At 70.3% G+C, this 19066-nt stretch carries 18 protein-coding genes; all 18 read right to left on the reverse strand.

Going from position 1 to position 19066, the window contains the following annotated elements; genetic code table 11:
- Positions 1 to 48: 48 nt before the first annotated feature.
- On the reverse strand, positions 49 to 1491 hold the full coding sequence (gene atpD / locus KGD84_RS26010) for a F0F1 ATP synthase subunit beta (RefSeq protein ID WP_220562984.1): 1443 nt from the start codon (positions 1489 to 1491) through the stop codon (positions 49 to 51).
- 5 nt (positions 1492 to 1496) lie between these two features.
- A complete protein-coding gene (locus tag KGD84_RS26015) occupies positions 1497 to 2417 on the reverse strand; it encodes a F0F1 ATP synthase subunit gamma (RefSeq protein WP_220562985.1) in 921 nt (306 codons plus the stop codon).
- 3 nt (positions 2418 to 2420) lie between these two features.
- On the reverse strand, positions 2421 to 4061 hold the full coding sequence (gene atpA / locus KGD84_RS26020; protein ID WP_220562986.1) for a F0F1 ATP synthase subunit alpha: 1641 nt from the start codon (positions 4059 to 4061) through the stop codon (positions 2421 to 2423).
- Positions 4062 to 4126: 65 nt separating this feature from the next.
- The gene (locus KGD84_RS26025) at positions 4127 to 4948 is read right to left on the reverse strand and encodes a F0F1 ATP synthase subunit delta (RefSeq protein ID WP_220562987.1); all 822 of its coding nucleotides are present in this window, start codon (positions 4946 to 4948) and stop codon (positions 4127 to 4129) included.
- Positions 4948 to 5496: a F0F1 ATP synthase subunit B gene (locus KGD84_RS26030; RefSeq protein WP_220562988.1), complete on the reverse strand. Its 549-nt coding sequence runs from the start codon at positions 5494 to 5496 to the stop codon at positions 4948 to 4950. Before KGD84_RS26030 ends, KGD84_RS26025 begins: the two co-directional genes overlap by 1 nt.
- 30 nt (positions 5497 to 5526) lie before the next feature.
- Complete coding sequence (gene atpE / locus KGD84_RS26035; RefSeq protein WP_220562989.1) at positions 5527 to 5745, reverse strand: ATP synthase F0 subunit C; 219 nt, start codon at positions 5743 to 5745, stop codon at positions 5527 to 5529.
- Positions 5746 to 5854: 109 nt separating this feature from the next.
- A complete protein-coding gene (gene atpB, locus KGD84_RS26040; protein ID WP_220562990.1) occupies positions 5855 to 6709 on the reverse strand; it encodes a F0F1 ATP synthase subunit A in 855 nt (284 codons plus the stop codon).
- A gap of 93 nt (positions 6710 to 6802) precedes the next feature.
- On the reverse strand, positions 6803 to 7018 hold the full coding sequence (locus tag KGD84_RS26045; protein ID WP_220562991.1) for a hypothetical protein: 216 nt from the start codon (positions 7016 to 7018) through the stop codon (positions 6803 to 6805).
- A 63-nt stretch (positions 7019 to 7081) separates the two neighbouring features.
- A complete protein-coding gene (locus tag KGD84_RS26050) occupies positions 7082 to 7519 on the reverse strand; it encodes a Cg1360 family ATP-synthase-associated protein (RefSeq protein WP_220562992.1) in 438 nt (145 codons plus the stop codon).
- A gap of 231 nt (positions 7520 to 7750) precedes the next feature.
- On the reverse strand, positions 7751 to 8902 hold the full coding sequence (locus tag KGD84_RS26055; protein ID WP_220562993.1) for an MraY family glycosyltransferase: 1152 nt from the start codon (positions 8900 to 8902) through the stop codon (positions 7751 to 7753).
- A gap of 40 nt (positions 8903 to 8942) precedes the next feature.
- Entirely contained in the window at positions 8943 to 9740 is a 798-nt protein-coding gene (locus KGD84_RS26060) for an L-threonylcarbamoyladenylate synthase (RefSeq protein WP_220562994.1), read from the reverse strand.
- A 75-nt stretch (positions 9741 to 9815) separates the two neighbouring features.
- Positions 9816 to 10679 carry a peptide chain release factor N(5)-glutamine methyltransferase gene (gene prmC / locus KGD84_RS26065; RefSeq protein ID WP_220562995.1) on the reverse strand — a complete coding sequence of 288 codons (864 nt, stop codon included), beginning with the start codon at positions 10677 to 10679 and terminating at the stop codon, positions 9816 to 9818.
- Positions 10676 to 11746 (reverse strand): peptide chain release factor 1, encoded by a 1071-nt coding sequence (gene prfA, locus KGD84_RS26070; RefSeq protein WP_220565322.1) that lies wholly within the window; start codon positions 11744 to 11746, stop codon positions 10676 to 10678. Before prfA ends, prmC begins: the two co-directional genes overlap by 4 nt.
- A gap of 109 nt (positions 11747 to 11855) precedes the next feature.
- Positions 11856 to 12068, reverse strand: a complete 213-nt coding sequence (gene rpmE, locus KGD84_RS26075) for a 50S ribosomal protein L31 (protein WP_220562996.1) — start codon at positions 12066 to 12068, stop codon at positions 11856 to 11858.
- 194 nt (positions 12069 to 12262) lie between these two features.
- Positions 12263 to 14077, reverse strand: coding sequence for an L-lactate permease (locus KGD84_RS26080; RefSeq protein ID WP_220562997.1), 1815 nt, complete (start codon positions 14075 to 14077; stop codon positions 12263 to 12265).
- A gap of 346 nt (positions 14078 to 14423) precedes the next feature.
- A complete protein-coding gene (gene rho, locus KGD84_RS26085) occupies positions 14424 to 16379 on the reverse strand; it encodes a transcription termination factor Rho (protein WP_220562998.1) in 1956 nt (651 codons plus the stop codon).
- 442 nt (positions 16380 to 16821) lie between these two features.
- Complete coding sequence (gene thrB / locus KGD84_RS26090) at positions 16822 to 17784, reverse strand: homoserine kinase (RefSeq protein WP_220562999.1); 963 nt, start codon at positions 17782 to 17784, stop codon at positions 16822 to 16824.
- Positions 17785 to 17875: 91 nt separating this feature from the next.
- On the reverse strand, positions 17876 to 18940 hold the full coding sequence (gene thrC, locus KGD84_RS26095) for a threonine synthase (RefSeq protein WP_220563000.1): 1065 nt from the start codon (positions 18938 to 18940) through the stop codon (positions 17876 to 17878).
- Between the last annotated feature and the right edge of the window lie 126 nt (positions 18941 to 19066).

Consider the following 19066-nt stretch of genomic DNA (forward strand, 5'->3'; position numbering starts at 1 on the left):
TGGGCGGGGGCCGCCCGCCGTGGCGGGCGGCCCCAGCGGCTACAGGGTCTAGCCCTGGAGCTTCTTGGCCTTCTCGACGACCATGTCGATGTTGCCCACGTCGAGGAACGCCTGCTCGGGCAGGTGGTCGTACTCGCCGTCGCACAGGCCCTTGAAGGAGGCGATGGTCTCCTCCAGGGGCACGAACACGCCCGGCGTACCGGTGAACTTCTCCGCCACGAACATGTTCTGCGACAGGAAGCGCTCGATGCGGCGCGCGCGGTTGACGATGATCTTGTCCTCTTCGGACAGCTCGTCCATACCGAGGATGGCGATCTGGTCCTGGAGGTCCTTGTTGCGCTGCAGGATCTCCTTGACGCGCTGGGCGACCTGGTAGTGCTCCTGGCCCACGTACTGCGGGTCGAGGATGCGGGAGGTCGACGCCAGCGGGTCCACCGCCGGGTAGATGCCCTTCTGCGAGATCGGGCGGGAGAGCTCGGTCGTCGCGTCCAGGTGGGCGAACGTGGTCGCCGGGGCCGGGTCGGTGTAGTCGTCCGCGGGGACGTAGATCGCCTGCATGGAGGTGATCGAGTGGCCCCGGGTCGAGGTGATCCGCTCCTGGAGCTGACCCATCTCGTCGGCCAGGTTGGGCTGGTAGCCCACGGCGGAGGGCATGCGGCCCAGCAGCGTGGAGACCTCCGAACCCGCCTGGGTGAAACGGAAGATGTTGTCGATGAACAGGAGCACGTCCTGGTTCTGGACGTCGCGGAAGTACTCCGCCATCGTCAGAGCCGACAGCGCCACGCGCAGACGGGTGCCCGGGGGCTCGTCCATCTGGCCGAAGACGAGGGCGGTGTCCTGGAGGACCTCCATCTCGTCCATCTCCAGGAAGAGGTCCGTACCCTCACGGGTGCGCTCGCCGACACCGGCGAACACGGACACACCGCCGAAGTTGCGGGCGATACGGGTGATCATCTCCTGGATCAGCACGGTCTTGCCGACACCGGCGCCACCGAACAGGCCGATCTTGCCACCGCGCACGTACGGGGTGAGGAGGTCGATGACCTTGATGCCCGTGACCATCATCTCGGTCTTGGACTCGAGCTGGTCGAACGACGGCGGCTTGCGGTGGATCGGCCAGCGCTCGGTGACCTTCAGCTCCGAGGTCGGCACGTCCAGGGACTCGCCCAGGGTGTTGAACACGTGGCCCTTGACGATGTCGCCGACCGGCACGCTGATGGGCTCGCCGGTGTCGCGCACCTCGGCGCCGCGGACGAGGCCGTCCTGCGGGGCGAGCGAGATGGCCCGCACCAGGTTGTCACCCAGGTGCTGGGCGACCTCCAGGGTGATGGTCTTGGTCTCGCCGCCGACGGTCACGTCGGTGTGCAGGGCGTTGTAGATGGCAGGGATCGAGCCGACGGGGAACTCCACGTCGACGACCGGGCCGGTGACCCGGGCGATCCGACCGGTGGCGGTGCCAGCCCCGGTCGTCTCTTCAACAGTCGCAGTCACTTTTCTTACTCACTTCCCGCGCTTGCAGCAGAGAGCGCGTCGGCACCGCCGACAATCTCACTGATCTCGTTGGTGATCTCGGCCTGACGCGCCTGGTTGGCCAGTCGGGTCAGGGTCTTGGCGAGTTCCTCGGCGTTGTCCGTGGCGGCCTTCATGGCGGCACGGCGCGACGCCTGCTGGGAGGCGGCGGATTCGAGGAGGGCGAAGTAGATGCGGTTGGTCACGTACTGCGGGAGCAGCCGGTCCAGCGCCTCCTCCGCGGAGGGCTCGAACTCGTACAGCGGCAGGGCCTGCCCGCCGTGCGAGGCCTCGAGCTCCGCCTCGTCGACCTCTTCCACCTCCAGCGGCAGCGCCCGCGTGGCGGACGCGCGCTGGGTCAGCATCGACACGAACTCGGTCGAGACCACGTGGATCTCGTCGACGCCGCCCTCGGAGGTGTCCTTGGCGAACCTCTCCATGAGCGCGGTGCCGATCTCCTGGGCGTGCGCGTAGGTCGGACGCTCGGTGATGCCCTCCCACTGGTCCTCGACCTTGCGGCCGCGGAACTTGTAGAAGCCCGTCCCCTTGCGTCCCACCATGTAGGTGACGACCTCCTTGCCCTGCTCCTGGAGGAGCCTGGCGAGGGAGTCCGCCTCCTTGAGGACGTTGGACGAGAAGGCGCCGGCCAGACCCTTGTCGCTGGTGATGACCAGGACGGCGGCCCGGGTGGGGTTCTCGGCCTCGGTCAGCAGCGGGTGGTCGGACACCCGGCTCGCCAGGGCCGAGACCGCCCTGGTGATCTCCCGCGCGTAGGGTCCGGCAGCCTCAGCCGCACGCTGCGCCTTGGTGATGCGCGTCGTGGCGATGAGCTCCATCGCACGGGTGATCTTCGCCATCGACTTCGTCGAGCGGATCCTCCGGCGATAGACGCGAAGCTGTGCACCCATGGGTTACTTCCCGCCCTTGGCGACCTTGATGGTCTCCTGGCCGACGTTCTCCTCTTCGAGCGCCTCGGCCTCGGCCTCGGTGCCCAGGAGGGTGCCCGCGGAGGTCTGGAAGCCCTGCTTGAACTTGTCGAGCGCGCCCTCCAGGGCCTGCTCGGTCTCCTCGCCGAACTTCCCGCTCTCGCGGATGCCGTCCAGGATCGCGGTGTGCTCGCGGTCGAGGAAGTCCAGGAAGTCGTCCTCGAAGCGGCGCACGTCCTCGACCGGGACGTCGTCGATGCGGCCGGTGGTGCCCATCCAGATGGAGACGACCTGCTTCTCCATCGCGAACGGGGAGTACTGGCCCTGCTTGAGCAGCTCCATCAGGCGGGCGCCGCGCGCCAGCTGCTGCTTGGAGACCGCGTCCAGGTCGGAGCTGAAGGCCGAGAAGGCCTCGAGCTCGCGGTACTGGGCCAGGCCCAGCCGGAGGGTGCCGGAGACGTTCTTCATCGCCTTGGTCTGGGCCGCGCCACCGACACGGGAGACCGAGATACCGACGTCGATGGCCGGACGCTGACCCTGGTTGAACAGGTCGGAGTCCAGGAAGACCTGGCCGTCGGTGATGGAGATGACGTTGGTCGGGATGTAGGCCGAGACGTCGCCCGCCTTGGTCTCGATGATCGGCAGCGCCGTCAGCGAGCCCTTGCCCAGCTCGTCGGAGAGCTTGGCGCAGCGCTCCAGGAGCCGGGAGTGCAGGTAGAAGACGTCACCCGGGTAGGCCTCGCGGCCCGGCGGGCGGCGCAGCAGCAGGGAGACGGCGCGGTAGGCCTCGGCCTGCTTGGTCAGGTCGTCGAAGACGATGAGGACGTGCTTGCCCTGGTACATCCAGTGCTGGCCCAGGGCCGAACCGGTGTAGGGGGCGAGGTACTTGAAGCCCGCGGCGTCGGAGGCGGGGGCGGCGACGATGGTGGTGTACTCCATCGCGCCGGCCTCCTCCAGGGCACCGCGCACGCCGGCGATGGTCGAGCCCTTCTGGCCGACCGCGACGTAGATGCAGCGCACCTGCTTGTCGGGGTCGCCGGACTCCCAGTTCGCCTTCTGGTTGATGATCGCGTCGATGCAGACCGCGGTCTTGCCGGTCTGCCGGTCGCCGATGACCAGCTGGCGCTGGCCGCGGCCGATCGGGGTCATCGAGTCGATGGCCTTGATACCGGTCTGGAGCGGCTCGTGGACGGGCTTGCGCTCCATCACGGTCGCGGCCTGGAGCTCCAGCTCGCGGGTCTCGGTGGACTCGATCTCGCCCTTGCCGTCGATGGGGTTGCCCAGGGGGTCCACCACGCGGCCGAGGAAGTCGTCACCCACCGGCACGGAGAGGAGGCGTCCGGTGCGGCGCACCTTCTGGCCCTCCTCGATGCCGGTGAAGTCGCCCAGCACAACGGCACCGATCTCGCCGATCTCGAGGTTCTGGGCCAGGCCCAGGGTTCCGTCCTCGAATTCCAGCAGCTCGTTCGCCATCGCCGAGGGGAGGCCACTGACGCGGGCGATGCCGTCACCGGAGTAGGTGACGGTACCGACCTCTTCCGCGCGGGTGGCCTCAGGCTCGTACGACTGGACGAAGCGCTGCAGCGCGTCCCGGATCTCGTCCGGCCGGATCGTCAGCTCCGCCATCTCTACGTTGTCCTTGCTCTCAAGTGGCGCCTGACCGGCGCCGTGCGTACTTGCCTTGCGTTTCTTCAGCCGGCCAGACGGCGCTGGGCCTCGGCGATACGCCCGGCGATGGTCCCGTCGATGACCTCGTCACCCACCTGGATGGAAAGCCCACCCACGATCTCGGGGGCGACCTCGATGTTCAGGTGGATGTCGCGGCCGTAGGCGCGCGTGAGCGCGGCCCCCAGCCGGGACTGCTGGTCCTCGCTCAGGGCGACGGCGCTGCGGACGACCGCGACGTAGCGCTTGGCGCGCTCGGCGACGATGTGCCCGTAGTTCTCCAGCGCCTGTTCCAGGGTACGGCCCCGGGGCCGGGTGACCGCTTCGCCGACCAGGGTCAGCGTCGCGGGGTCCACCTTGCCCGAGAGCAGGCTCTCCACCAGGGAGAGCTTGTGCTCGGAGCCGACACCGTCACGGGTCAGGGCCTCGCGCAGCTGCGGCTGGGAGGCGACGATCCGCTCGAAGCGGAACAGCTCGTCCTCCAGGCCGTCCAGGGCCGCGGCGCTGCGGAGCGAGGAGATGGTGGCGTAGACCGCCATCCGCTCCACGGCGTCCACGAGGTCGCGCGCGCTCGACCACTTGGCCGAGACGGCGTCGCCGGCCACGAGGACCGCGGACGGCGAGACCTTGGACTCCAGCAGCTGCCCGATGAGGGCGGACTTGGCCTCCGCCGGGTTCGCCTGGTCGGCGAGCCAGCGGCGCAGCGAGTGCTCCTCGGTGAGCAGGGCGACGACCTGGAACAGCTCGCCGCCCAGGGCCACACCGCCGGTGGCGCCGGCCGACGCCAGGACGTTCTCGTCCAGGCGCCGGGTCACCTCGGTCAGCGACGTACGGCTGATACCACGCATCAGCGCACCTCGGCTTGCTGCTTGCCCTCGCTCTGCTCCAGCTCGTCCAGGAACCGGTCGATGACGCGGCTCTGGGCGGCGCTGTCGCTGAGGCTCTCACCGACGATGCGGCTGGCGAGCTCGGTGGAGAGCGCGCCGATCTCACCCTTCAGCTGGGCGAACGCCTGCTGGCGGTCGGCCTCGATCTGAGCGTGGGCGGCGTCGACGATGCGGCGAGCCTCGGCCTGGGCCTCCTCGCGCGCCTCGGCGATGATCGCCGCCCGCTGCTCCTTGGCCTTCTCCAGCTCCTGCGCGTACTCGCGGTGGGCCTCTTCGAGCTTCTCGCGGTACTGCTGGCGGATCTCGTCCGCCTCGGCCTCGGCCTTCTGAGCGCGAGCGATGCCACCCTCGATCTGGTCGGCACGCTCGTCCAGCGCCTTCGTCAGCCGCGGCCACATCTTGTAGACGACGCCGAGGATGATGAGGAAGGCGATGAGGCCGAAGGTGAACTCGTCCCAGTGGATGCGCAGGACGTTTTCTTGTTCAGCTGCCAAATACACGGTTGGCATCCCCTTCGCGTTCTGTATGACCAGGTGTTACTAGACGGCGAACGCGAGAACGAAGCCGAGGATGGCCAGGGCCTCGATGACGGCGAAGCCGAAGATCATCTGACCCTGCAGGACACCGCGGGCCTCGGGCTGGCGGGCGATGGCCTGGACACCGAGACCGAAGACGAGACCCACGCCGATGCCGGGGCCGATGGCGGCGAGGCCGTAACCGATGCTGTTGAGGTTACCTTCGATGGCGGCGAGATCCATTGATATTCCCTTTACTACAGGCCGACGATCATGGACGTCGTCGGGCGAACGTGACAAAACGGAAAACAGGTCCAGCGGTGCGCACTGGGAGGGACCACGGGGGCCTCTCCTAGTGCGCGCCCTCCATGGCCTCACCGAGGTAGATGGAGGAGAGGAGGATGAAGACGTAGGCCTGGACCGCCATGATGAACAGCTCGAAGGCCGTGAAGACCAGGAAGCCGACCAGGGCGATGCCGGAGTAGCCGACCGAGATGGCGCCGAACAGCGGCCCCATCTGGGACATCGGGTTGAACATGTAGAACCCGGCGGCCGCGAACAGTGCGAGCAGCAGGTGCCCGGCGAACATGGTCGCGAACAGACGGATCATGTGCGTGGCCGGCCGGATGATGAAGTTCGACAGCGCCTCGATGGGCACCACGACCGGCAGGATCCACCCGGGGACGCCGCTGGGGACCAGGCGGGCCTTGAAGTGGGCGGCGGCACCGTGCTCACGGATGCCGACCACGTTCCACAGGACGAAGATGAACAGGGCCAGGACCGCGGGGAAGGCCAGGTTGGAGGTCACCGGCAGCTGGAGGCCGGGGATGAGACCCATGATGTTCATGCAGAAGATGAACAGGAACAGGGTCACCATCAGGGGGAGGTACTTGTCCCCCTTCTTGCCCATGGTGGTCCGGGTGACCTGGTCGCGGATGAACATGACCAGCATCTCGGCCATGCTCTGACCGCGGCCGGGGACGACCTTGGCCTTGCGGGTGGTGAAGTACCAGAAGGCGGCGGCGACGATCAGTGCGACCACCGCGACCAGGTAGTACTTGTTCAGCCCGGAGGTGAGGGGAAGACCGAAGTCCACCCACGGGGTCGGGTTGAAGAGGCTCACTCCCGGAGCCTCGAACCCGCACCCGTCTCCGAAGAGGTGGCAGCCTGATTCGGACGCCGCGACGACGCTCACGTCAGCACCCACGGCGATCCCTTTCGTCGTGACGCAACTCAATCCTTGGTGTTCTCGTCGGGACGGTCCCGCCCACAGCGGGGGCGGACGCACCCGGGTGTTCGGTCAGGACCGGACGTACTGGGCATAGATGAGGTAGATCGAGCCGACCAGGCCCACTCCCAGCCCGATGGGCAGGAAGAGACCCGAGAAGCCCAGGGCCCAGTCCACGACCCAGCCCACGCCGCCCCAGAAGGCGAGCCCTCCCAGCAGGTACGAGATGAGAGTGGTGGCGTTGGCGCCGGACGATTCCTCGTCCTTCTTCGCACTCGACCGACTCATGCTCTCGCTCCGGAAGATAGCAGTAGGTGATCAGGCTCGGCGCACCCCCCCGCCCGAACGGGGTCACCGGCGCGCCTCACTGTCCTCGGACTCGGACTCGTCCTCGCCCGCGGGGACGATGGTCGGCTGCTTGCTGCGCTTGACCGCCACGGCCTGGGCCGTCAGCCACGCGATGACACACGCCAGCGCCGACCAGCCGAACACCTGCGTGTCCAGTGCCTGCGTGCCCTTGAAGGTCAGCAGGACGGCCAGGAGGATGCCGAACTTGGTCGTGTAGACGAGGAAGGCCACCGGGAGGAGGAGCTCCGGACGCCGACCGCCGGTCCAGGAGATGACGAACGCCGAACTGGCGAACGCACCGATCACCAGGGCGACCGCGAAGAGGGCGCCGAGGAGTCCCTGGACGTTGCTGAGGGCGAAGCCGGCGATCATCGCGACCACGCCGACCAGTGCCGTCGGAATCGCGGCGCCGCGGAGGGTCCGGGCGTCGTGTTCCTGCATCAGAAAAGCTCCGTGAGGTTCAGTGGTTGCCTGCTCGTGAAAGCTATCACAAGGTTTTCGGTGCTGAATCCGGGGGTTCCTTAACGCGACCTTAACGCCTCGGGAAACGCCCGCTCCGCCCGCGTTTCGGGCCTTGTGTCACCTTGGCCACACCCGTCACGACCACCTCGGAGGCACCCCGTACCGGGTGCCGAAAGGGACCTGCGACCCCTTTCCGAGGTCACAGTCCTCTCACCGTTTCACACCGTCCCCGGAACGGGGGCCGCGCGCCCGGTCCCAGGGCAGCAGGCCGCGGCGGCGCAGCCGGGGCAGGGCGATGAGGCCGACCGCGCAGACCGCGACCAGGGCGGTCACCGTCAGCACGACCACCGCGGAGTCGAACACCGACAGCGCCACCGCGGCGAACGCCACGATCCCCGCCCACAGGTACATGAGCAGCACCGCGCGCACGTGGCTGTGCCCCATGTCGAGCAGGCGGTGGTGCAGGTGCCCGCGGTCCGGGGCGAACGGCGACTTGCCCGCCAGGGTGCGGCGCAGCACGGCCAGCACCAGGTCGGCCAGAGGCAGCGCGATGACCAGCAGCGGCAGCGCGATCGGCAGGAACACGACCAGGCCGGAGTTGAACTCCTCGCGGGCGGTGTTGGCGTCGAACTGCCCGGTCACCGTGATGGTGATGGAGGTGAGCAGCAGGCCCAGCAGCATGGATCCGGTGTCGCCCATGAACACCCTGGCCGGGTGGAAGTTGTGGCAGAGGAATCCGACACAGGTGCCCGCGAGGATGATCGCGATCATCGCCGGGTAGGACTGGCGGACGAACCCCTGCTCCACCGCCACCACGTAGTAGTAGGCGAAGAAGGCCAGGGCCGAGATGCCGACGATGCCCGCGGCCAGGCCGTCCAGGCCGTCGGCGAAGTTGACCGCGTTGATGGTCACCACGATGAGCAGCACCGACACCAGCGCCCCCAGCCAGGGGCCGAGCGAGAGCTGGGTGCCGGGCAGCGGCAGCCACAGCAGCTGCACGCCCGCGGCGACGAGGATGCCCGCGGCCGCCACCTGCCCGGCGAGCTTGCTCACCGGGTCCATCCCCCACCGGTCGTCGATGACGCCGATGACCGTGATGAGGCCGCCGGCCAGCAGCAGGCCGATCCAGGTGTCGGCGACGAACACGTTCTGCAGGTGCGGCAGTTGCGCGGAGAGCAGCAGGGCCACGGCGAAGCCGCCGTAGATGGCCAGCCCGCCCAGCCGGGGGATGGGCTCGGTGTGCACGTCGCGGTCGCGCACCGGCGGCGTGGCGCCGAAGGCGATCGCGAACTTGCGCACCAGCGGCACGAGCAGGTAGGTCACCGCGGCGGCGATGACGAAGGTGAGCGCGTACTCCCGCACGGCCTTGGCCCTTCTGTCTCTGTGTCCCGGGACGGGGCGGTCAGTCGCGGTCGGTGGCCTCGGGCGCGGTCTCCCCGGCGGCGGGCCCGGTGCCCGTCGCGGGGGCGTCGGCGTCGGCGGCCTCGGGGGCGTCCCCGGCCGGCGCGTCCTCACCGGCCTCCCGGGCCTTGGGGCGGTCGGGGCCCTTGCGCAGCTCGCCGATGACGGTGCCGCACACCTCGCGCAGCTTCTCGATGGGGATGGCGCCGCTGCGCAGCACCCGCGGGACCGCGTAGGTGAGGTCGACGATGGTGGAGGGCACCGGCGACTCCGCCGCCCCGCCGTCGAGGTAGACGGCGACGGTCTCCTCCCCCAGCTGCGCGATGGCCTCCTCGGCCGTGGTCGCGGCCGGGCCGCCGGAGAGGTTGGCGCTGCTGACCGCCATCGGGCCCGTCTCCTTGAGCAGGTCCAGGGCGACCGGGTCCATCGGCATGCGCACCGCGACGGTGCCCTTGGTGTCGCCCAGGTCCCAGGACAGGCTGGGGGTGGCGGCGCACACCAGGGTGAGCGGGCCGGGCCAGAACTCGTCCATGAGGTCGCGGCCGAACCGGCCCAGGTCGTCGACCAGCGCCATCGCCGCGCGGGTCGAGCCGACCAGCACCGACGGGGGCACGTCGCGGCCCCGGCCCTTGGCCGCCAGCAGGTCCGCGACGGCCTTGGGGCTGAAGGCGTCGGCGCCGATGCCGTACACGGTGTCCGTGGGCAGCACCACCAGCTCGCCTCGGCGGACCGCGGACGCGGCGTCGGCGATACCGTCCTTGCGGGCGGTCTCGTCCGCGCAGTCGTAGATGCGGCTCACCTGCGTTCACCTCGTTCTCGAGCGGGTGGGCCGGTCGGGGCCGGCCCGGGGGGCGGGATCGTGACGACCGGCCGGTCAGTCCTCGTGGTCGGCCCGGCGCATGACCACGAAGCGGTCGCGCCTGGCCAGGTCCTTGCGATTGAGGACGTCGCGCCAGCCCTTGTCCTCGGGGAAGAGCCAGGGGATGTCGATGCCCTGGCCGTCGTGGTGCTCCACGGCCATGGCCCCGCCGGGGCGCAGCAGCCTGCGGCCGACCGCCTCCAGGTCGCGGATCATGTCCAGGCCGTCCTCGCCCGACCACAGCGCGGGGGCGGGGTCGAAGTTGCGCACCTCCGGGGGGATGGCGTCGGCCTCCCGGGTGGGCACGTACGGCGGGTTGCTGATGAGCAGGTCGACGCCGCCGTTGAGCTCGGGCAGCGCGGTGCGCATGTCGCCGTGGTGCAGGGTGACCCGGTCGGCGTGCCCGCTGGCGTCGATGTTGCGCCGGGCCCACTCCAGGGCCGTCGGGTCGATCTCCACGGTGTGCACCCGGGAGCGGGGCACCTCCTGGGCGATCGAGATGGCGATGGCGCCCGAGCCGGCGCCCAGGTCGACGACCAGCGGGTCGGCGACGTCCATGGCGCGCAGCGTCTCGATGGCCCAGTCGACCATGATCTCGGTCTCCGGCCGGGGGACGAACACGCCCGGGCCGACCCTCAGTTCGAGGTAGCGGAAGTAGGCGCGGCCGGTGATGTGCTGGAGCGGCTCGCGGGCCTCGCGGCGGGCGACGCACTCCCAGTACCGGGCGTCGAAGTCGGTGTCGGCGACCGTGTGCAGTTCCCCTCGACGGACACCGTGCACGAACGCCGCGAGCTCCTCGGCGTCCGTGCGAGGCGATGCGATGCCCGCGTCCGCGAGTCTCAGTGTCGCGCGGGCGACCTCGTCGAGAAGAAGGTTCATGATCCCTGGGCCGCTTCGAGCCTTTCCTTGGTGTCCGCGTCCACGAGGGCCTTGACGACGCCGTCCAGCTCCCCGTCGAGGACCTGGTCGAGGTTGTAGGCCTTGTAGCCGACACGGTGGTCGGAGATGCGGTTCTCCGGGAAATTGTAGGTGCGCACGCGCTCGGAGCGGTCCACCGTGCGGACCTGGCTCTTGCGCTCGGCGGCGGCCTCGGCGTCCGCGCTGGCCTGGGCCTCGGCGTAGATGCGGGCGCGCAGGATGCGCATGGCCTGCTCCTTGTTCTGGAGCTGGCTCTTCTCGTTCTGGCAGGAGGCCACGATGCCGGTGGGCAAGTGGGTGATGCGCACCGCGGAGTCGGTGGTGTTGACGCTCTGGCCGCCGGGGCCGGAGGAGCGGTACACGTCGATGCGCAGGTCCTTGTCGTGGATCTCGACCTCGATGTCCTCGGCCTCGGGGACCACCAGGACACCGGCCGCGGAGGTGTGGATGCGGCCCTGGGACTCGGTGACGGGGACGCGCTGGACGCGGTGGACGCCGCCCTCGAACTTGAGCATCGGCCAGACGCCGGTCCCCGGCTCGGGGGTGCCCTTGTTCTTGAAGGCGATGGTGATGTCCTTGTAGCCGCCCAGGTCGGAGTGGGTGGTGTCGATGACCTCGGTCTTCCACCCCTGGCGCTCGGCGTAGCGCAGGTACATGCGGACCAGGTCGGCGGCGAACAGGGCGGACTCCTCGCCGCCCTCGCCGGCCTTGACCTCCATGATGAGGTTCTTGTCGTCGGCGGGGTCGCGCGGGATGAGCAGGAAGCGCAGCCGGTCGGTGAGGCGCTCGGCCTCGGCGGTCAGGCGGTCGGCCTCCTCGGCGAAGGAGGAGTCCTCGGCGGCGAGCTCGCGGGCGGCCTCGATGTCGCTCTCGGTCTCCTTGAGCGCGCGGTACGTCTCGATGATGGGGGTGAGCTGCGCGTAGCGCTTGCCCAGTGTGCGCGCCCGGCCCTGGTCGGCGTGCACCTCCGGGTCGGCGAGCTGCTGCTCCAGCTCGTAGTACTCCCCCAGGAGGTCGTCCAGCTTCACTTGTGCCACCCCGTCTTGATTCGCGTGCCTCGCCTGCCGTGTCGCCCCCGCGGGGGCCGTGGGTCCCGTGGCGCCGGGTGCGCCGGCGCCACGGGCGGAGCGGGCGCCGCTACTTGGTGCGCTTGCCGAAGCGCTTCTCGAAGCGGGCGACCCGGCCACCGGTGTCGAGGATCTTCTGCTTGCCGGTGTAGAACGGGTGGCACTCGGAGCACACCTCGGCGCGGATCTTGCCGTCGGTCACCGTGCTGCGGGTCACGAACTGGGCACCGCAGGTGCAGGTCACCTCGGTGGTGACGTACTCGGGGTGGAGGTCGGCCTTCATCGTGTGTCTCCTTGTTATGCGCGGCCGCCGGGCGCACGCCTGACGCACCACCGCTGCGGTGGGGCGTCGTGAAGGTCATGCGCGAACCGGTGCCGCGGCGATCCAGGTAAGGGGCGGCGGGTCCTCATGGAGGAGGACGGGCCGTATCCCCGACTACCAGTTTGCCAGAACCACAACCGTGCCGTGACCGGTATCTATTCCGCCCTCCCTCCCCTCCCCTCCGCGGTGCCGGCGGCGGCGCGGCGCGCGTCGGACCGCCGCAGGTACACGGCGAGCCCGGCGAGCAGCAGCAGGAGCGCCGCCAGGACGAGGGTCCCGGCGTTGAACCCGACCCCGTGGATGAGGATGTGGGCCAGGGACCCGGCCGCGACGACGTAGTAGACCATCGGGATCACCGTCTGGCGGATCAGGTCCCCCTCGCGTCCGGCGAGGCCCACCACGGCGGAGGCGGCGACCACGTTGTGCACGGTGATCATGTTGCCCGCGGCGCCTCCGGCGGCCTGGGCGGCGACCACCGTCTCGGGGGGCACGCCGATGCGTTCGGCGGTGGAGAACTGGAAGAGGGAGAACATCAGGTTGGAGACGGTGTTGGACCCGGCGACGAAGGCCCCGAGGGCGCCGATCCAGGGGGCGTAGAGCGGCCAGGCGGCGCCGCCGAGCTCGGCCGCGCCGGAGGCGAGGGTCAGGGGCATGCTCGCCAGGTCGGTCTCGCCGAAGTCGGCGCCGGTGTTGATGAAGACCCGCACCAGGGGGACGGCGAAGAGCAGGGCGACGGCCGCGCCGGCGAGCTGGGAGCCCGCCATCCCCCAGGAGGCGAGGATCTCGCGGCCCTTCATCCGATGCAGCCCGTAGGTGAGGAGGCAGACCAGGATGAAGGTCGCGCCCGGGGAGTAGAGGGGTTCGACGGCCTGGGCCACGGGCGTGCCGAAGATGTCGGAGGCCCCGACGGTGATGCCGGTCAGCCAGGCCTTGACGGGGTCGATGGTGCGGGTGGCGACGAGGATGCCCGCCACCAGGAGGTAGGGGGCCCAGGCGCGCAGCAGCCCCATGCGCCGCTCGGCGGTCCCGGTCCCGTTCTCCGGCTGGGCGAGGCTCCCGCTCCACCGGGCGAGCCAGTCCTCCCGGGGCGGGAAGTCCCAGGTCTCCTTGGGCATGAGGAAGCCCTTGCGGGCGGCCAGGACGACGATGACCAGTCCGGTCAGCCCGCCCAAGAGGCTGGTGAACTCGACGCCGAGGAAGTGGTTGTACAGGACGGAGGGGACGGTCATGGCGAAGGCCGCGAAGAGGGCGAACCTCCACACCCCGAAGCCGTCGGAGAAGCGCCTGCGGCCCCCGTAGAAACCGCAGAGCATGCAGCTGATGAACAGCGGGACGAGGGTGCCGACCGCCGCGTGCAGCAGGACGGTCTGGAACCCGATGTGGGAGACGAACTCGGGGAACGCCAGCCCCAGGACCGAGGCCCGCTCGGCGACGTCGGGCGATCCCTCCAGTCCGCCCGAGACCCCGACCAGGATGGGGGTGCCCACCGCGCCGAAGCTGACGGGGGTGCTCTGGATGACCAGGCCGACCATGACGGCCGCCATGGCGGGGAAGCCCAGGGCGAACATCAGGGGGGCGACCACGGCGGCGGGCGTGCCGAACCCGGAGGCGCCCTCGATGAAGCTCCCGAAGAGCCATCCGATGATGATGGCCTGGATCCGGCGGTCCGGGCTGATGTCGGTGAAGGTGGCGCGGATGGTGGCGATGGCGCCGCTCTTGGTGAGGGTCGCCAGCAGGAGCAGGGCGCCGAAGATGATGTAGAGGAGGCCGATCGCGAGGATCAGGCCCTGGACGGTGGAGGCGGCGACCGCCACCCATTCGGTGTTCCAGGCGGTGACGGCGATGAGGACGACGACCGCGTAGCCGACGGGCATGGCGTACTTGGCGGGGGTCCGGAACCCGACGAGCAGGACGCCGACGACGAGGATCGGGGTGAGCGCGAGCAGGCTGAGCAGGGCGAGGTTGTCCATGTGGACGGCTCCCTGGTGTTGCTGGGGGTACTCGACCGGGCCGACCCTAAATCGTTTTATGAAGCGGGGACATCCCCCGAGGGTGACCTGCAACACATCAGTGATCTTTTTCGTCTGCCAGTGCCCGTTTTCCGGATGACGAAAGAACGGCCCTCTCCTTCCGGAGAGGGCCGTCCGGTTCCCCCGCTCTCCCCCACGGGGGCGGGGCCGGTTCGGTCGCGCGCTCGGGGCCGTCCCCGGTCTTCGCGGCGGGCGCGATGACGGGCGGGACCCCGCCGGCCCGTGACGACGGACGGCGGCCCTCCCCGGGTGGGGAGGGCCGCCGTGCGCGTCACGCGGTGGGCGCTCAGGTGGTCTTCTGCACCTGGAGCAGGAACTCCGCGTTGCTCTTGGACTCCTTCATCTTGTCCAGGAGCAGCTCGATGGCCTGCTGGGTGTCGAGCGCGTGCAGGACCCGGCGCAGCTTCCAGACGACGTTGAGCTCCTCCTGCGACATGAGGATCTCCTCCTTGCGGGTGCTGGAGGCGTCCACGTCGACCGCGGGGAAGATGCGCTTGTCGGCCAGGGAGCGGCTGAGCTTGAGCTCCATGTTGCCGGTGCCCTTGAACTCCTCGAAGATCACCTCGTCGGCGCGCGAGCCGGTCTCCACCAGCGCGGTCGCCAGGATGGTGAGCGAGCCGCCGCCCTCGATGTTGCGGGCGGCGCCGAAGAAGCGCTTGGGCGGGTACAGCGCCGTGGAGTCCACACCGCCGGACATGATGCGCCCGCTGGCCGGGGCGGCCAGGTTGTAGGCGCGGCCCAGGCGGGTGATGGAGTCCAGCAGGACGACGACGTCCATGCCCATCTCGACCAGGCGCTTGGCCCGCTCGATGGCCAGGTCGGCGACGACCGTGTGGTCCTCGGCCGGGCGGTCGAAGGTCGAGTGGATGACCTCGCCCTTGACCGTGCGCTGCATGTCGGTGACCTCCTCGGGACGCTCGTCCACGAGGATCACCATGAGGTAGCACTCCGGGTTGTTCTCGGTGATGGCGTTGGCGATCGCCTGCATCACCATCGTCTTGCCCGCCTTGGGCGGGGAGACGATCAGCCCGCGCTGGCCCTTGCCGATGGGTGCGACCAGGTCGATGATGCGCGTGGTCAGCACGCCCGGCTCGGTCTCCAGCCGCAGCCGCTCCTGCGGGTACAGCGGGACGAGCTTGGAGAACTCCTGGCGGTTCTTGGCCTGGTCGGGCGACATGCCGTTGACCGAGTCCAGGCGCACCAGGGCGTTGAACTTCTCCTTGCGCTCGCCGTCGCGGGGCTGGCGGACCGCGCCGATGATGTGGTCGCCCTTGCGCAGGCCGTGCTTGCGCACCTGGGCCAGGGAGACGTAGACGTCGCTGGACCCGGGCAGGTAGCCCGTGGTGCGGACGAACGCGTAGTTGTCCAGGATGTCGAGGATGCCCGCGACCGGCAGCAGGACGTCGTCCTCGCCGATCACCGGCTCCGGCTCCTGGCCGCCCCGTCCGCCGCGCCGGTCCCTGCGGTCCCGGCGGCGGCCCCGGCGGCGTCCGCCGAACTCGTCGTCGTCGGCTGCGCCCGCGCCGCCGCGTCCCTGCTGGCCGCCGCCCTGGCCGCCCTGCTGGGAACCTCCGGCGCTCTGGTCGTCGCCGCCGCGGTTGCGGTTGCGGCGGTTGCGCTGGCGCTCACGGCCCTGCCCGGACCGGCCTTCGCGGTCCTCGGAGCTGTCGGAGCCGGTCTTCTGGGGGGTGCTGGATGTCTTGGTCACGCTGCTCGCGGAGGTAGAGGAGTCGGTGCCGTCCACCGATCGGGGCTGGTCGCCGGCCTCGTCCCCGCGCCTGCGGGTGGAGCGGCGGCTCCGGGGCGCCTTCTCGCCCCGCCCCTGGGGGTCGGTCACGGCCTGGTCCGACGACCGGTCGGCGCGCGTGCGCGCCTCGTCCGAGCCCGACGGCTCCTGGGACCGGCTGTCGGTTGCCTCGACCTTACCGGCCTCGGGCTCGGTCTCGGTCTTCTTCGGCGATTTGGCCTTGGTCGGTGCTCCCACGGGACCGCCCTGCTTGGCCTCGATGGCGGCGATGACGTCGCTCTTGCGCATGCGCCCCGTACCGGTGATGCCCAGGCTCGACGCGAGCTTCTGCAGCTCGGGGAGCTTCAGGGCGGCGAGACCGGTGCCGCGCGCCGCGGCGCGGGACCTGCTCGGCGACGTCGTGGCCGAAGCGTCGCCGGCCTCCGCTCCGGAGGCGCCGGTGCCGTTCTTGCTGTCGACCGCCGCGTCCGTTCGGAGTTCGGTGGTGTCGCTCACTAAGGGTCCTTCCCAAGGAGCGGGCTTCGGCCGTCAGCGGGTGCTGGAGCGGCCGGCCCGGTGGTGCGAACCGGCTGGGCCGGGTAGGGCGTGCCCCACGTGGATGTCGGAAACCGGCGAGAAGACGGTCCCCTACCCGATCGCGGCGGGCTCTGGGTACAGCCAGACGTCGGGGCGGGTGGCTCGGTGGTACTGCCGATCGACCGCGGCGGAACGCTCATCCGGGGAGGAGGAGCTTGCAGCGGGGATGTCGACACGTTCGCGGAGAATCCGCGGAATCGACACACCGACCACCGCTTCCGGACGGTCGTGGGACCGGACCACCGGAGTATGGGATGCGGAGGCCGCTGTGGCGGATGAGCACTCGCCCCGCAACGGGGCATCTGGTGCTTCACCTAGCCTAACATCACCAGAGGCCACGGCTATTCCTCGACACATGGTGCTACGGATGGGGAGATGGGGACCGCACCCCCGCCTGCTCGACCGGCAGGGGGCGTATGTCCCAATCATTACCCGCACTACGACGGATTGAATCAAGCGCCTCGGCGATTTCCGGCGAACCGGCCTCCGCCTCCCCCTCCGCCACGGAGCACAGCACCAGGACCGTGGGTCCCGCCCCGGAGACCACCGCGGGGAGTTCCCACTGGTCACGCAGGGCGCGTACGAGGTCGAGGGTGCGCGGCATGGCGGGCGCCCGGTACTCCTCGTGTAGCCGATCCCGGGTGGCCGCGTACAGGGTTTCGGGATGGCCACAAACGGCCGCGGTCATCAGCGCGGCACGGCCCGCGTTGAAGGCCGCGTCGGCGTGCGGGACGCTCTCGGGCAGGAGCCCGCGGGCGCGTTCGGTGGACAGCCGCCACTCCGGGACGCACAGCACCGGGAGCAGGCGCGGGTCCGGGGCCAGGGAGACGGCGCCCCAGCGGTCGGCCTCGCGGTAGGCGACGGTGTAGCCGCCGAAGACGCACGGGGCGACGTTGTCGGGGTGGCCCTCCAGGTCGGCGGCGATCTGGTAGATCCAGTCGCGGTCCGGGCCGCCGTCGGGGCCGGTGCGCCCCAGCAGGGCCGCGGCCGCGGCGACGCCGCCGACGATCGCGGAGGACGACGACCCCAGGCCGCGCGCGTGCGGGATGCGGTTGACGCAGGTCAGCGTGAGGCCGGGCAGCTTCTCCCCGGCGCGGTCGAAGGCCTCGGCCATGGAGCGGACGACGAGGTGGCGGTGGTCCGCGGGGACCTCTCCGGCGCCCTCGCCGCTCACCTCCACCCGGAGTTCGCCGTCGTCGCGCAGCACGACCTCGAAGTCGTTGAACAGGGACAGCGCGAGGCCCAGGGCGTCGAAGCCCGGCCCCAGGTTGGCGCTGGTGGCCGGGGCGCGGACGGACACCCGGTCGGGGCGCGGTGGGGTCATGGCGGGGTCTTTCGGTGGGGTCTTCCGGTCGTGCGTGTTCACGGCGGTCCCGCTCCGGCGGGGGCGTGCGGACGCCCCCGCCGGAGGGCGCTCAGGCCAGGTCCAGGGCCCGGGCCGCGGCCAGGGCGTCGACCGGCACGGTGGTGGCCGAGGAGGCCCCGGCCAGGGCCCAGTCGGGGTCCTTGAGGCCGTTGCCGGTGACGGTGCAGACGATCCGGCTGCCGCGCTCGACCAGCCCGGCCTCGACGGCCTGGAGCAGGCCGGCGACGGAGGCCGCGGAGGCGAGTTCGACGAACACGCCCTCCTCGGCGGCCAGCAGCCGGTACGCGGCCATGATCTGGCGGTCGGTGACCTTGTCGATGATCCCGCCGGAGTCGTCGCGCGCCTGCTCGGCCAGGCTCCAGGAGGCCGGGTTGCCGATGCGGATCGCGGTGGCGATGGTGCTCGGGCTGGTGACCGGGGCGCCGTTGACGATCGGGGCGGCGCCGCTGGCCTGGAAGCCGAACATGCGCGGGTTGCGGGTGGAGATCCCGTCCCGGCTGTACTCGGTGTAGCCCATCCAGTAGGCGGAGATGTTCCCGGCGTTGCCGACGGGGATGCAGTGGACGTCCGGGGCGTCGCCCAGGGCGTCGACGATCTCGAAGGCGGCGGTCTTCTGGCCCTGGAGGCGGTAGGGGTTGACCGAGTTCACCAGGGCGACCGGGTAGTCGACGCTGAGCTTGCGGGCGAGCTCCAGGCAGTCGTCGAAGTTGCCGTCGACCTGGAGCAGGCGGGCGCCGTGCACAAGGGCCTGGGCGAGCTTGCCCATGGCGATCTTGCCCTGGGGCACCAGGACGGCGCAGGTCATCCCGGCGCGGATCGCGTAGGCGGCGGCGCTGGCGCTGGTGTTGCCCGTGGAGGCGCAGATGACGGCCTTGGCGCCGTCCTCGGCGGCCTTGGTGATGGCCATCGTCATGCCCCGGTCCTTGAAGGAGCCGGTGGGGTTGAGGCCCTCCACCTTGAGGAAGACCTCGCATCCGGTGAGCTGGGATACGCGCGTGGCGGGCAGCAGGGGCGTGCCGCCCTCCTGGAGGGTGACGACGGGGGTGCTCTCGTTGACGGGGAGGCGGTCGCGGTACTCCTCGACGATGCCTCGCCACGCCCGTGCCTTGCTCACGACAGTGTCCCTTTCGGGTGGATGCGGATCCCGCTCGATACGCATGGAGAAGATGGAGAAGCGGCGGGGCGCTGTGGCCCCGTAGCGGACCCGGGACGCTGCCCCCACCTGGTACGAGTCTACGGC

Source organism: Nocardiopsis changdeensis, from assembly GCF_018316655.1.
Lineage (GTDB): Bacteria > Actinomycetota > Actinomycetes > Streptosporangiales > Streptosporangiaceae > Nocardiopsis > Nocardiopsis changdeensis.

What these genes read in the sequence shown, in the direction of transcription:
- KGD84_RS26045 (WP_220562991.1), bottom strand. Translation starts at nt 7,018, where the DNA reads ATGAGTCGGTCGAGTGCGAAGAAGGACGAGGAATCGTCCGGCGCCAAC.
- KGD84_RS26050 (WP_220562992.1), bottom strand. Translation starts at nt 7,519, where the DNA reads ATGCAGGAACACGACGCCCGGACCCTCCGCGGCGCCGCGATTCCGACG.
- prmC (WP_220562995.1), bottom strand. Translation starts at nt 10,679, where the DNA reads ATGAACCTTCTTCTCGACGAGGTCGCCCGCGCGACACTGAGACTCGCG.
- rpmE (WP_220562996.1), bottom strand. Translation starts at nt 12,068, where the DNA reads ATGAAGGCCGACCTCCACCCCGAGTACGTCACCACCGAGGTGACCTGC.
- KGD84_RS26080 (WP_220562997.1), bottom strand. Translation starts at nt 14,077, where the DNA reads ATGGACAACCTCGCCCTGCTCAGCCTGCTCGCGCTCACCCCGATCCTC.
- thrB (WP_220562999.1), bottom strand. Translation starts at nt 17,784, where the DNA reads ATGACCCCACCGCGCCCCGACCGGGTGTCCGTCCGCGCCCCGGCCACC.
- atpA (WP_220562986.1), bottom strand. Translation starts at nt 4,061, where the DNA reads ATGGCGGAGCTGACGATCCGGCCGGACGAGATCCGGGACGCGCTGCAG.
- KGD84_RS26025 (WP_220562987.1), bottom strand. Translation starts at nt 4,948, where the DNA reads ATGCGTGGTATCAGCCGTACGTCGCTGACCGAGGTGACCCGGCGCCTG.
- KGD84_RS26015 (WP_220562985.1), bottom strand. Translation starts at nt 2,417, where the DNA reads ATGGGTGCACAGCTTCGCGTCTATCGCCGGAGGATCCGCTCGACGAAG.
- atpE (WP_220562989.1), bottom strand. Translation starts at nt 5,745, where the DNA reads ATGGATCTCGCCGCCATCGAAGGTAACCTCAACAGCATCGGTTACGGC.
- KGD84_RS26030 (WP_220562988.1), bottom strand. Translation starts at nt 5,496, where the DNA reads ATGCCAACCGTGTATTTGGCAGCTGAACAAGAAAACGTCCTGCGCATC.